The sequence below is a fragment of the Streptomyces sp. NPDC002018 genome, from assembly GCF_042890865.1.
Lineage (GTDB): Bacteria > Actinomycetota > Actinomycetes > Streptomycetales > Streptomycetaceae > Streptomyces.
Map to the genome: position 1 here is coordinate 114307 of NZ_JBIASO010000013.1, position 13033 is coordinate 127339.

General features: G+C 72.7%; 9 protein-coding genes. 6 read left to right on the forward strand and 3 right to left on the reverse strand.

What is annotated here, in order from left to right; all coding sequences use genetic code 11:
• Positions 1-323 precede the first annotated feature (323 nt).
• Complete coding sequence (locus tag ACFYYH_RS22280) at positions 324-1178, forward strand: SDR family oxidoreductase (RefSeq protein ID WP_388553687.1); 855 nt, start codon at positions 324-326, stop codon at positions 1176-1178.
• 76 nt (positions 1179-1254) lie between these two features.
• On the opposite strand, the gene ACFYYH_RS22285 is transcribed toward ACFYYH_RS22280, so the two are convergent.
• Positions 1255-2019 carry a TetR/AcrR family transcriptional regulator gene (locus ACFYYH_RS22285; protein WP_388553690.1) on the reverse strand — a complete coding sequence of 255 codons (765 nt, stop codon included), beginning with the start codon at positions 2017-2019 and terminating at the stop codon, positions 1255-1257.
• A 315-nt stretch (positions 2020-2334) separates the two neighbouring features.
• Between ACFYYH_RS22285 and ACFYYH_RS22290 the strand changes: the two genes are divergently transcribed.
• Both ACFYYH_RS22290 and ACFYYH_RS22295 read left to right on the forward strand, forming a co-directional pair.
• Positions 2335-4413, forward strand: coding sequence for a SpoIIE family protein phosphatase (locus tag ACFYYH_RS22290; protein ID WP_388553693.1), 2079 nt, complete (start codon positions 2335-2337; stop codon positions 4411-4413).
• A gap of 105 nt (positions 4414-4518) precedes the next feature.
• On the forward strand, positions 4519-7965 hold the full coding sequence (locus ACFYYH_RS22295) for a BTAD domain-containing putative transcriptional regulator (protein ID WP_388553696.1): 3447 nt from the start codon (positions 4519-4521) through the stop codon (positions 7963-7965).
• Between the two features lie 66 nt (positions 7966-8031).
• Here the strand turns inward: ACFYYH_RS22295 and ACFYYH_RS22300 are convergent, their stop codons facing one another.
• The gene (locus ACFYYH_RS22300) at positions 8032-9114 is read right to left on the reverse strand and encodes a siderophore-interacting protein (RefSeq protein ID WP_388553699.1); all 1083 of its coding nucleotides are present in this window, start codon (positions 9112-9114) and stop codon (positions 8032-8034) included.
• Between the two features lie 46 nt (positions 9115-9160).
• Positions 9161-10045 (reverse strand): ABC transporter substrate-binding protein, encoded by an 885-nt coding sequence (locus tag ACFYYH_RS22305; protein ID WP_388553702.1) that lies wholly within the window; start codon positions 10043-10045, stop codon positions 9161-9163.
• Positions 10046-10316: 271 nt separating this feature from the next.
• Between ACFYYH_RS22305 and ACFYYH_RS22310 the strand changes: the two genes are divergently transcribed.
• From ACFYYH_RS22310 to ACFYYH_RS22320, 3 genes are all read left to right on the forward strand, one after another.
• On the forward strand, positions 10317-10802 hold the full coding sequence (locus ACFYYH_RS22310; RefSeq protein WP_388553705.1) for a cation:proton antiporter regulatory subunit: 486 nt from the start codon (positions 10317-10319) through the stop codon (positions 10800-10802).
• 6 nt (positions 10803-10808) lie between these two features.
• Positions 10809-12287 (forward strand): cation:proton antiporter, encoded by a 1479-nt coding sequence (locus ACFYYH_RS22315; protein ID WP_388553708.1) that lies wholly within the window; start codon positions 10809-10811, stop codon positions 12285-12287.
• Between the two features lie 333 nt (positions 12288-12620).
• Positions 12621-13031: a BlaI/MecI/CopY family transcriptional regulator gene (locus ACFYYH_RS22320; RefSeq protein WP_388554020.1), complete on the forward strand. Its 411-nt coding sequence runs from the start codon at positions 12621-12623 to the stop codon at positions 13029-13031.
• Positions 13032-13033: the final 2 nt, after the last annotated feature.

Genomic DNA, 13033 nt, shown 5'->3' on the forward strand with positions numbered 1-13033 from the left:
GACACGTCAAGAGTTGTGCACGAAGCTGCCATGGTTGGTTCTGCTGTCGACAACAAATAACGGGCGGGACGCGGCGATTGTCGGGCTTTGCGCGGTGTCCGGGGTGCGATGAGGGGGTGTCGTTTCAGGATCTGACGGCTCGTGACGGGTGTCTGAAACATGGCCACGAGACCTGGAGAACGTGGCCACGAGACCTGGGGAACATGGCTGCGAGTTCTGCGGAACGTGGCTACGAGGCCTGGGGTAGCGTCGATAACGTATCGATGTTAACGTTGTTCCAGGTGGGTGCGGAGGATGCGCCCCGACCGGAACGGAGCATGGTCATGCCTGAGAACGCCGAGCGGATCGAGAACGCTGGTAACGCGGGGCGCGCCGGGAGTGCGGGGGACGCCGGGAGCGCGGGAGACGCGGGGCAGGGGGGACGCGCGCAGGGCGCCGCGGGTGCGGCTTCCGCGCGCCGGGTCGCCATCGTCACGGGCGGCTCGCGGGGGATCGGCCGACGGAGCGCGGAGCGCCTCGCGGCGGACGGCTACGCGGTCGTGGTCAACTACGCGGGCAACAAGGAGGAGGCCGACGCGGCGGTCGAGGCCATCACCGGTGACGGCGGGCGGGCGATCGCGGTCCAGGCCGATGTCGCCGACGAGACGGCCGTCGCCGCGCTCTTCGACACCACGACCGAGACCTACGGCGGAGTCGACGTGGTCGTGCACGCCGCCGGCAGTATGGTGCTGGCGCCGCTGGCCGAGGCGGATCTGGACGCGCTCGATCGTATGCACCGCACCAATATCCGCGGCACGTTCGTGGTCGACCAGCAGGCGGCGCGCCGGGTGCGCCGGGGTGGGGCGATCATCAACTTCTCGACCTCCGTGCTGGGTCTGGCCCTTCCCGGATACGCCGGCTACGCCGCGAGTAAGGGGGCCGTCGAGGCCATGACCCTGATCCTCGCCCGTGAGCTGCGCGGACGGGATGTCACGGTCAACGCGGTGGCGCCGGGACCGACCGCGACCGCGCTGTTCCTGGACGGCAAGGACGAGGAGACCATCGCGCGGATGGCGGCCCAGCCGCCGTTGGAGCGGCTGGGCACCCCGGAGGACATAGCCGAGGTCGTCGCCTTTCTGGCGGGTCCCGCGCGCTGGATCAACGGCCAGGTCGTGCGGGCCAACGGCGGCATCATCTGACCGCCCGCGCCCGGATCCGTTGGGGGCCTGACGGTTCTACGAGGCTCGGGTTCCGCGAGACCTGGCTCGGGGGTTTCTACGAGGCCTGAACGGTGGATGCCGGTGCGGGGACGGTGGCGCCCGGAGTGTTCGCCACGCGCTCCAGCCACTCGGACAGCAGCGCGGCCTCGACGGCCGTCAGGGACGAGGGCGGTGTCCGGCGGAGCAGGGCCCCCAGACGGGCCGCCGCGGCCGGGGTCTCGGTGCCGGGTTCCTCAGGGGCGGTGGACGTCTCACCGGAGGTATCGCCGTACATCGCCTCGGGAGTGAACGCGGCGGCGTGCACCGCGTCGCGAACCCGTCGGGACATATCGGGATCGGTGAAGGTGCCGGGCCGGGAGACCAGCATCAGCGCCACGCCGACATTGGCCGACATGATCATCTGGGCGGCGAGTTCGGGGGAGAGCCGCAGCAGTCCCCGGGCCGCGGCCCGCTCCAGATCGCGGGTGAGGATCTGATGTGACTCGGCGGCCGAGGCGGGTGGCTTGCGCATCAAGGGGGAGTTCATCAGCCGGTACAGATGGGGATTCGCCAGCGCGAACGCGACATGGGTGTCCCATCCGTCGCGCAGGTCCTGGATCGGATCGGTCCCCGGTTCACGCAGTCGCTTGGTCGCCAGATAGGTGTCGAAGCCGTAGTCGACGACGGCGGAGAGAAGTCCCTCCTTGTCGCCGAACTGCCGGTAGAGCACCGGCGCGCCGACCTGCGCGGCGTCGCAGACCGCCCGCGTGGAGATGTCCCCGTTCGGTGACTTCGCCAGCAGCTCGGCGGCCACCTCCAGAATGCGTGTTCGCGTGCTCATGGGAGGGATGCTACCAAGAAGGGGATAACGTTGCTAATGCGTATGTGTATCCATCGCTACGCCCTGGTGGGCGGGTCGGCGACCGGTGGTGGGCCGGTGGCGCACACGGTGCGCGGAGGTGGCTTCGGAGTGCGACTGTTATGCGGTGGTGTGCCGGAAAAGTTACGCTTCATGATTGGACACACGTGCCCCGGCGACCGGGCGAAGGAACCCTGGCCGTGGGTATCGGACCGCGGGGCGCGGAGCCAGTGTCCCGGACGACGAGGAGCCCGGCCGTCCGGCCGGGTTTCCCGGCCCATCTCCGGAGCGGGGCGCATGGCAGGATGCGATCGGGACCGCAGTCGGGACCGGAACCGAGCGGTGATCGGTGCCGATGAGAGGCTTGCCCTCAACCGCATGGGCAGCTTCGACTGGGATCTGGAGAGCGGAAACCTGGGACTGGACCCGGCGGCGCTCGATGTCTTCGATCTGTGCCCCGGCGAGTTCGAGGGCACGGCGGAGTCGCTGCTGCAACGCGTACCGCGTGCGGAGTGGATCCGTCTCGAAGCCGTCGTGGACGGGGCCGTCAGGAACGGCCGGCTGTCGTACGGCTCGTACTTCCTGCTGGTGCGCCGCAGTGGTGTGCGGCAGTGGACCCATACGCGGGGCCGGATCCTGCGCGACAGTCTGGGCCGCGCCTACCGCGTCGTCGGAATCGTCCGTGACGCGACGGCGGAGCTGGCGGAATTCTCCCTGGTCAGCCCCTCCGAGGAGACCCGCCAAGGGCTGAACAGCCTGGTCCGGAGCACCACGGAGGCGCTGTCCCGAGCGGTCACGGTGGACGATGTCGCCGCCGTGCTGACGGGAGTGGGAGGACTGGAGCGTTTCGGTGCCGACGGACTGGCGCTCGGTGTGGTCGAGGGCGGCACCCTGAGACTGATCGCCCTGGCCGGAGAGTCCATGGACGCGCTGGACGATCTGCGGCTGCACCGCCTCGACGGGACCCTGCCGCTCGCCGAGGTGGTCCTGAGCAGACAGCCGCGTTTCGTCGCCTCGCTCAGCGATCTCGTCGTCGACCGCTTCCCGGGGCTGCGGCCCTATGTCCGCAGACTCGGCTACAAAGCGGCCGCCTTTCTGCCGCTGATCACCCAGGGCCGCTCCATCGGCTGTCTCGCGCTCTTCTACCGGCGGCGCACGCACTTCTCCGCCGAGACCCGCTCGATGTGTCTGGGCCTGGCCGGGATCGTGGCGCAGTCGCTCCAGCGCGCCATCCTCCTGGACCAGGAACGCGAGTTCGCGACCAGCCTCCAGGCGTCCATGCTGCCCCGCGACATCCCCGAGTTCCCCGGCGCCGAGATCGCGGTGCGCTACCACGCGGCGTGGAGCGGCAGAGAGGTCGGCGGAGACTGGTACGACGTCATCGCGCTGCCCAGGAACCGGGTCGGCGTGGTCGTCGGTGACGTCCAGGGACACGACACCCATGCCGCCGCCATCATGGGCCAGCTACGGATCGCCCTGCGCGCCTTCGCGGGCGAGGGCCACAGCCCCGCGACCGTTCTGGCACGCGCCTCGCGCTTTCTCGCGGAACTCGACACCGAACGGTTCGCGACCTGCACCTATGCTCAGGTGGATCTGGGCAGCGGTGTCATACGGGCCGTACGGGCGGGTCATCTCGGCCCGCTCGTCCGCCATACCGACGGCAGGACCGGCTGGCCCAATCTGCGGGGCGGGCTCCCGCTGGGCTTCGCCACCACCTTCGGCCAGGAGGACTTTCCCGAGACCCGGCTCGATCTCGTGCCCGGGGAGACGCTGATCCTCTGCACCGACGGGCTGGTCGAGGAGCCGGGACGCGACATCTCGGCCGGGATGGACACCCTCGCGGACATCGTCAGATCCGGCCCCGGCGCGGCGGGCGCGCTGGCCGACCATCTCTCGGACCGGCTCTGGGAACGCTGGGGGACGGGCGACGACATGGCGCTGCTGGTGCTGCGCCGCCGCCCCGACCCCGGCACGGACCAGGCGCCCCGTATCCACCAGTACGTCCACCAGGCCGACCCCGAAGGGCTGGTCGAGACGCGTGCCGTGCTGCGCCAGGCCCTGGCGGACTGGGGCCTGGCGGCGCTGACCGACGATGTCGAACTGGCGGCGGGTGAACTGCTGGTCAATGTGCTGCTGCACACCGAGAGCGGCGCGGTGCTCACTCTGGAGATCCTGCCGGAACCGGTCCGCCGTGTCCGTCTCTGGGTCAAGGACCGCTCCAGCGTCTGGCCCCGCCGCCGTACCCCCGGTGAGGCGGCGACCTCCGGCAGAGGACTTCTGATGGTGGACGCGGTGTCCGCGCGCTGGGGAGTGGAGCCACGGGGAGACGGCAAGGCGGTCTGGTGCGAGTTCGACCCGGATGCCGGACGGTGCTGACGCGTGAGCCGGCGCTCAGGGCTGGGGCGCGCTCAGGGGTGGAGTGCGGCTCCTGCACAACAGATGCCGAAGGAGCGGAGGCCGAAGCCCAGGGAGAATGGCCGGGTGAGCTATCGCTACCACGTACTCGGCGCCACCCGGGCTGTTCGTCAGGACGGGACCGAGGTGCCGTTGAGCGGGGCACGGCTGCGGGCGCTGCTGGTCGCGCTCGCGGCGGCCGGGGGACGGACGGTGACCACCGGACGGCTGGCGGTACAGGTCTGGGGCGAGGACGAGGTTCCGCCCGCCGACGGGACGGCGGCGCTCCAGGCACTGGTGGGCCGGTTGCGGCGGGCACTCGGCGGTGAGGCCGTGGCCTCGGCTCCGGGTGGCTACCGGCTGGCTGTGCGGCCCGAGGCCGTCGATCTGTTCCGCTTCGAACAGCTCGCCGGGGAAGGCACCGCCGCACTCGACGCGGACGACCCCGAGCGGGCGGCCGGAGCGCTGGACGAGGCCCTGGCCCTCTGGGAAGGGCCGGCGCTGGCCGACCTGCCGGGGCGGGGAACGGAGCCGACGGCCGTACGCGCGGAGCGGCTCCTCACCGAGGCACGCCGCGCCCGGCTGGCCGCCGAGGTCGGACGGGGCCGCCCGGCACATGCCCTGGCCGGGCTCGCCTCCCTCGCCGCCGAGCAGCCGCTGGACGAGCCCCTCCAGGCACTGCGGATCCGGGCCCTGCGGGCGGCGGGCCGTCCCGCCGAGGCACTCCAGGCGTACGAGGACATGCGGACCCTCCTCGTCGAACGCCTCGGCACCGGCCCCGGCCATGAGCTGCGGGCGCTGCACGCCGAACTGCTGGCGGGCGAGGAACCCGCGCCGCCCGCTCCCGCCGGGCGGGACGCCCCGGGCGGCTTTCGGCCCGGCCCGGTCCGAGCGCCGGTCCGGCCATCGGGACGTCCGTCCGTCCGGGAGGCGTCCGCGCCCGCCTTCCCCGCCCGGCCCGCCGGATCCGGGAACCTCCGGACGCCCCTCACCTCCTTCGTCGGCCGGGAACCGGAGCTGGCCGCTCTCGCCACCGAGCTGCGAACCGCCCGCCTGATCACACTGACCGGTCCCGGCGGTGCCGGGAAGACCCGGCTCTCGCTGGAGGCCGCCGCCGCGTCGGCCGGAATCTGGCCGGACGGTGTACGGGTGGTCGAGCTGGCACCCGTACACGACGCGGGGGCGGTGCCGGAGGCCGTCCTCACCGCGCTCGGCGCACGCGAGACCGTCGTGCGGGGCCCGGCGGCGGCGGACGAGGGGCCGCGCGATCCGCTGCTGCGGTTGACCGAGCACTGCGGACAGCGGCGGACGCTGATCGTGCTGGACAACTGCGAGCATCTGATCGACGCCGCCGCCGTACTGGCCGAGACGCTGCTCACCGCCTGTCCCGGGGTGAGTGTGCTGGCCACCAGCCGTGAACCGCTCGGTGTGCCGGGCGAGTCGGTACGGGTCGTGGACCCGCTGCCGCAGGAGGCGGCCCTGCGCCTCTTCGCCGAGCGCGGCGCCGCCGCGCGCCCGGGGTTCCGTGTCGATGACGACCCCGGTGCCTGCGCCGAGATCTGCCGCAGACTCGACGGACTGCCGCTCGCCGTCGAACTGGCCGCCGCGCGTCTGCGGGTGCTCACCCCGCGCCAGATCGCGGACCGGCTCGGTGACCGCTTCCGGCTGCTCGGCGGGGGCGGCAGCGGCGGCAGAACCGCACTGCCGCGACAGCGGACCCTGCGGGCCGTCGTGGACTGGTCCTGGGATCTGCTCACGGAGGACGAACGTGCCGTGCTGCGCCGGATGGCGGTCTTCTCCGGCGGCTGCGCCCTCGCGGAGGCCGAGAGCGTCTGCGCGGGGAGCGCGGAGGACGACACCCTGGGGCTTCTCGCCTCGCTCGTCGACAAATCACTGGTCGTCGCCGTCCCCGAGAGCGCCGACGGTATGCGCTACCGGCTGCTGGAGACCGTCGCCGAGTACGCCGCCGAGCGGCTCGACGCCTCGGGGGAGCGCACGGCCGTCGAGCGGCGCCATCTCACCGCCTACCGTGAGCTGGCCCGCACCGGCGATCCCGAGCTGCGCGGCCCCCGACAGGACTCCTGGCTACGGCTGTTCGAGCGCGAACACGACAACATACGCGCCGCGCTGCGCACGGCCGTCGACCTCCGCGAGGAGCAGGAGGCGCTCTGCCTCACGCTCTCGATGAGCTGGTACTGGCAGCTCCGCGACCACCAGGGCGACGCCCACGCGTGGACCGCGGCGACGGCCGCGCTCGGCCCCGACCCCTTTCTGCCGCCCGTACGACCCGCCGGCCCCGTGGCCGAGCCGTGTACGGCGCTCCCGCCGCCCTGGCCCGAGGAGTGGCTGTGGGAGGCCAGACGCGGGGTACGGCTGATGTCGCTGGCGAGCACCGACACGGTCGGTACCGAGCTGGACCGGCCGGACATCCGGACCCAGGTGCGGGCGATCACCGCGGCGTACCGCCCCGGGCTGCCGCAGCTCTCCCGGCAGCCGGGTTCCCTGTGGTTCTTCGTCAAGCTGATGGCGGGAGGCTTCGCCGGGCTCGGTGAGACGGTGGACGCCCTGGTCCATGCCTGCCGGGAACAGTGGGACGGTCCGACGGGGCAGGACACGACCACGCGGGGCAGCCGGGCGAGTTGGGATCCCGGGCTGGCCCTGATGCTGCGGGCGCGGCTGCTGAGCGGCCGTCCTGACGGGCTGACACGCTCGGTCCGGGACGCGGACGAGGCACTGGCCCTGTTCGAGGGGACGGGCGATCTCGTGGTGATCGCCGAGACACTGGCGGTACGAGCGGGGGCCTACGAACGTCTGGGCCGGTACGCGGAGGCCGCCGCCGACTACCAACGCGCCATGGAGAGCTGCGCCCGGATCGGTGCCCCCGGCCAAGTACCCCTGTTCAAGGCGCGGTTGGCATCCGTACGGCTGGAGGGCGCCGCCGGGGACCCGGACGCCGAGGAGAGCGCGGAACGGCTGCTGCTCGACGCGGTCGAGGAGGCGGGGGCGGGCCTCGGCCAGCCCGTCTCCACCGCCCGGCTGCTGCTGGCCCGCCGCTACGGCCGCACGGGACGCACGGAAAGGGCGCGGGGGCAGCTCCGGGCGCTGGAGCGCGAGCCGTCCTTCGCCGAACAGACCCTCCTCAGCGGCATGGTCGCGGGCACGCACGGCTGGCTGGACTGTCTGGACGGTGCGTTCGGACGGGCGCGCGACCAGGTGGCGGCGGCCGTACGGCGGCTGGACAGTCTGGCCTATCTGGTCGCTCCCGACCTGATTCTCAGTCAGTTCCCCTGCGCTGCCTGGGCCGTGGCCCGTCTCGGCGCTCCGGAGGACGCGGCACGGCTGCTGGGCGCCTACGACCACCACGGCCGACTGCCCGAGAACACCGGTTTCCGCCCCTGTCCGGTGGCCCCCGACGCGGAGAACCGCGTGCACGCGGAGGCCTCGGTCCGCGCGGCTCTCGACGGCGACACCTACGCCCGCGCCCACGCCGAAGGCGCCGCCCTCCCGGTGAAGGAGGCCGCGGCCCTGATCTGATCCCGGGCCCCGGCCGCACTGTCCCGGCGCCCGGCGCAGGGCCCGGCCCCGCGCCGTACGACCACATCAGCCCCCGGCCGCCGCCCGCGCGTCAGCCAGGCGTTCCCGCGCCTCCGCGAGGTCCGCCTCCGTCGGCGCGTCGTCCTGGGTGAGGGCGACACGCCAGTAACCCGTGAAAAGCACCGAGCGCCTGTCGAGGCCGCGTTCGCCGACGAGATGACGCCGCAGCGCCCGCACCACGCCCGCCTCTCCCGCCAGCCAGGCGACGACCGAGCCCGCCGGGAAGACCGCGGAGCGCACCGCCGCCACCAGCGGGCCGTGCCCGGCCGGGGCCTGACCGCGGTGGAGCCAGTGCACGGTCACATCTCCCGCCGTCTCGAACCGTTGCTCCTCCGCCGCGTCCCGCACCTCCGCGTAGACCACCGCCCGAGCTCCCCGGGGCAGCGCCTCGACGAGTGTGCCGATCGCGGGCAGGGCCGTCTCGTCACCCGCCAGCAGCATCCAGTCGGCCGTGCCGAGCGGTACGGGTACCGCGAAGTGGGCGGACGGTCCGAACATGCCGAGTACGGCGCCGGGCGCGGCCGACCACGCCCATCGCGTGGCCGGTCCCGCCCAGGCCCCGGCCTCGGCACCGGCCCTGGCCCTGGCCTCGGCCTTGGCACCGACACCGGTCTCGGCACCGCTCTCCCGGTCCCGACGGGCGTCTCCGTCCGGTCCGGGAGGTCCGTCCCCGTGCAGGACGAAGTCGATGTCGATCGTGCCGCGGCCCGGGTCGTGCGCGCGTACGGAATAGCTGCGCATCCACGGCCGTTCCCGCTCGGGAATCGCCTGGAACGCGCCGTACCACCGCATCACGTCGCCGTCCGTACCCACCGCGGGAAGCCTGGGAGCGGTCTGCCCCGGTCTGGGGAAGTACAGCTTCACCTGCTGGTCGGGCCCGTCCAGGGTGAAGTCGGAGAGAGAGGACCCACCGAACGTGACGCGCACCATGCGCGGGGAGATCCGCGTGACCCCGGTCACCTCGACGGTCCGTACCGGCAGCGCCCGGGGTGCGGCGCCGCCGTCGTACTCCTCCTGGCCGTACGTCTCCTGGCTGTACCCCTCGCGGCCGTATCGCTCCTGGCCGTACCGCTCTGTGTTCTCTGTCATACGGGGAACGCTGGCAGCCGGCACCGACACGCGACCGACACCCCGCCTACACGGTGCCGGCCCGCACGGTGTCGACGGCGTCCGCGACGGTGTCGAGGAACCGGGCGTGCGCGAGATGGCTGCACGGCGCCTCAGGATTCCAGGGCACGATCCGCGCCCGCTCCTCAACGGCGAGCCAGTGCGCGTTGTCCCGGAGCCGTGCGCGGGGCGCCGCGTTGGCCCGTACGTCGGCGAGCACGATGTCCGGCTCCAGCGCGGCGGCCTCGGACCAGCCGACCGTACGCCAGTTGACGCCGCCGCCCTCCTCGGGCTCGATCAGGGCCACCCCCAGCTCACCGAGGGTCCGCAGATCCGGCCACGTCTGCGGCCTGGCCAGATAGGCGGTCTCGGGATCCGCGGCCGACAGCGCCAGCACCCGGGGCGCTCCGGGCCGGGCCGCCGAGCCCCGCAGCCGGGACTCCGCGCGCTCCAGCTCGGCCACCGCGGGCAGACGGGGGGCGTCCAGCGAGCGGGCGAGCGCCGTGAACCGGTCCCTGACCTCGTCGAGCGTGCGGTCCTTCCCGACGTCCAGGACGGCCACGGGCAGCCGCTCCTCCAGCCGCTTGGCGGCCTCCGGGTCGATGCCGTAGACCTGTCCGCCGCCGTAGCTGACGGCGACCACCAGATCCGGCTCCGCCGCGAGCAGCGCGTCCAGGTCGAGGGCGCTGCCCGCGCCGAAGTCGCGCAGCTCGGCGAGGGGCAGCTCACCCGCCTTCGCCGGATCGGGGACCCCGCCGTCATGGTGGGAACCGAAGATGCCCAGGGGGCGCAGACCGTGGTCCCACAGGGTCGCGCCCGCCTGTATGTAGGTCACCACCCGTGCCGGGCGGCTCTGTGCGACGGTCAGATGGCCTCGGTCGTCGGTGAACTCCCAGCGGTTGCCCGGGTTCATGTCTCGCCTCGTTCCGCTCGTGGTTCCGCTCGTGATGGCGCGGTGTCCTGTGCGCGGCGCCCGTACGCGCTGTTCGCGCGGGCACCACCCACTGTCTGCCCAGCCCGGGGCGCGGGAACTCCCGCTGTACGTTTGCGTGGACCGGTCCCGCTGAGCGTGGCGGCGGGATGATGCAGAATCCCTGATCGTGGCGGGCGGCACGCCTCCGCCGCACGGATCCCAGGGGCCTTGTGCCCGAAGACCTCTCAGCACGCCCGTATGGAGCGTATTCATGGAGCCCACCGCTCATGTCAGCAAAACCGCCCTGCCCGGGGTCGGTACCCGTTACGACCTGAACACGGACGCCGGAAAGCATCTGTCGATCGTCGTGCACCAGGACGGGCGGCGCATCCTCGCCTTCCACGACCCCGAGGACGACGACAACTGCATGGACGCGGCGTCCCTCGCCCCGCACGAGGCGACGGCCCTCTCCAAACTCCTGCTGCCCGACCCGGTCGCGCATCTGCACCAGCATCTGGAGATCGACCTGCTCACGGAGCACATCCCGGTCACCAAGAGGTCGCCGTACGTGGGCCGGACGCTCGGCTCCACCCAGGTGCGCACCCGTACCGGCGCCTCCATCGTGGCCGTACTGCGCCGCACGGACGCCTTTCCCTCGCCCACCCCGGACTTCCGCTTCGCCCTGGGGGACACCCTCGTCGTCGTCGGTACCCGGGAAGGCGTCGACGCCGTCGCCGAACTGATCACCGGAGGATAAACGCCCGTGCACGACACCACCGCACTGCTCATCGAACTCGGGTCCGTCATCCTGGCCCTGGGCATACTCGGCCGGCTGGCCGGCCGGGTGGGCTTCTCCGCGATCCCGCTCTATCTGCTCGCCGGACTCGCCTTCGGCCACGGCGGACTGCTTCCGCTCAACGCCAGTGAGGAATTCATCGCCACCGGCGCCGAGATCGGCGTCATCCTGCTGCTGCTCCTGCTCGGCCTGGAGTACAGCGCCTCCGAACTCGTCAGCAATCTCAAGACCCAGTACCCCTCCGGCATCGTCGATTTCGTACTGAACGCCGTGCCGGGCGCGGTCGCCGCACTGGTACTGGGCTGGGGCCCGGTCGCCGCGGTCGCCCTGGCCGGTGTCACCTGGATCTCCTCCTCCGGGGTCATCGCCAAGGTCCTCGGTGACCTCGGTCGGCTCGGCAACCGTGAAACGCCCGTGATCCTCGGCGTCCTGGTGATCGAGGATCTCGCCATGGCGGTCTATCTGCCGCTGCTCACGGCGCTGCTCGCCGGACTCAGCCTCGCCGGCGGCAGTCTCACCCTGCTGATCTCGCTCGGTACGGTCGGCGCGGTCCTCTATCTGGCCCTGCGCCACGGCCGGCTGATCAGCCGCGCCGTCTCCAGCGACAATCCCGAAATGCTGCTCCTGGTCGTGCTCGGGCTGACGGTCCTGGTCGCCGGGGTCGCCCAGGAGCTCCAGGTCTCCGCGGCCGTCGGGGCGTTCCTGGTCGGTATCGCGCTCTCCGGCGAGGTCGCCGAGGGCGCGCACAATCTGCTGGCCCCGCTGCGCGATCTGTTCGCCGCGGTCTTCTTCGTCTTCTTCGGTCTGAACACCGATCCGGCCGCCATTCCGCCGGTGCTGGTCACGGCCCTGATCCTGGCGACGGTCACCACCGCGACCAAGATCGGCACCGGCTGGTACGCGGCGAAGCGCGCGGGGGTCAGGACGGCGGGCCGCTGGCGGACCGGCGGAACCCTGGTGGCGCGCGGTGAGTTCTCCATCGTCATCGCCGGTCTCGCGGTCGGGGTGGAGCCCCGGATCGGCCCCCTGGCCACCGCGTATGTGCTGATCCTGGTGATCCTCGGCCCGCTGGCCGCGCGCTGGACGGAGCCGCTGGCCCGGCGTATCACCGGCAGGAAGGTGACCCGCGGGACAGCGACCCGCAAGTCAACGACCCCCACGGCAGCGGCCGGCGAAGCGGCGCCCGCGGTGTCGGGGGTCTCCGGGGTCTCCGGAGCGTCCGGGGTGTCCGGGGCGTCCGGGGCGTCCACATCGGAAACGCACTCTTCGGCGGCTCCGGCTCCGGCACCGGGAACGTCCGCTCCGAGCACGCCCGGCACGGAAGCGCCTGGCACGGAAGCGATCGCCTCGGACGTGTCCGCCTCCGGGACTTCCGCTTCGGACGGCGTGTCGCGGCCGGGACCGACCGCCCCGGAAGCGACGGACGCGGCGCCCAGCCACGGCTGACCGGCGTCGGCCGGCCGCCCAGCCACGGCTGACCGGCGCCCGCCGGCCGCCCGACCACGGCAGAACCACGGCGGAAACGGAACACCGCCCCCGGCCGGCGCCCCTGGCGACCGCCGACCCGCACGACAGACGGGGCACAGAACGCGCGCCCTGCGTCCTGTGCCCCTGTCGCGGCCGTGCCCGCCTGGCGCCGGGCCGAGGCGGGCCGATGACCGCCATAGAATCTACAGCAGTGTAGAAGCGTGCGGGAGGGCGCCCGTGGAGCGCGGGAGGCGCCGGGCTCAGTAGCATGAACGGCTGCCACGCGGTGCGGCCGCGCGGCTGGAGGGAGACATCGTGAGGGTGCACGGCGGTCCGGACGGTCCGGACGAACGCCCCCGCCGGCGCGGCCAGGGCGAGCTGGAGGCCCAGGTCCTCGCCGCCCTGCGGCAGGCGCCGGGACCCGTCACGGCCGCCTGGGTGCTGGAACGGCTCGGCGGGGATCTCGCCTACACCACGGTGATGACCATCCTGACCCGGCTCCAGGCCAAACGGGCGGTCACACGGGAGCGGGCGGGACGCTCCTTCGAATGGCGCGCCGCCTCCGACGAGGCGGGCCTCGCCGCCCTGCGGATGCGCAAGGTGCTGGACGCGGAGGCGGACCGCGAGGCCGTCCTGGCCCGGTTCGTCACCGCGCTCTCCGCGGACGACGAACGGCTGCTGCGCGATCTGCTCGGCCTGCCCGAGGACGGGGCGGAGGGCTGACG

What these genes read in the sequence shown, in the direction of transcription:
- ACFYYH_RS22305 (WP_388553702.1), bottom strand. Translation starts at nt 10,045, where the DNA reads ATGAACCCGGGCAACCGCTGGGAGTTCACCGACGACCGAGGCCATCTG.
- ACFYYH_RS22285 (WP_388553690.1), bottom strand. Translation starts at nt 2,019, where the DNA reads ATGAGCACGCGAACACGCATTCTGGAGGTGGCCGCCGAGCTGCTGGCG.
- ACFYYH_RS22300 (WP_388553699.1), bottom strand. Translation starts at nt 9,114, where the DNA reads ATGACAGAGAACACAGAGCGGTACGGCCAGGAGCGATACGGCCGCGAG.
- ACFYYH_RS22290 (WP_388553693.1), top strand. Translation starts at nt 2,335, where the DNA reads ATGGCAGGATGCGATCGGGACCGCAGTCGGGACCGGAACCGAGCGGTG.
- ACFYYH_RS22280 (WP_388553687.1), top strand. Translation starts at nt 324, where the DNA reads ATGCCTGAGAACGCCGAGCGGATCGAGAACGCTGGTAACGCGGGGCGC.
- ACFYYH_RS22310 (WP_388553705.1), top strand. Translation starts at nt 10,317, where the DNA reads ATGGAGCCCACCGCTCATGTCAGCAAAACCGCCCTGCCCGGGGTCGGT.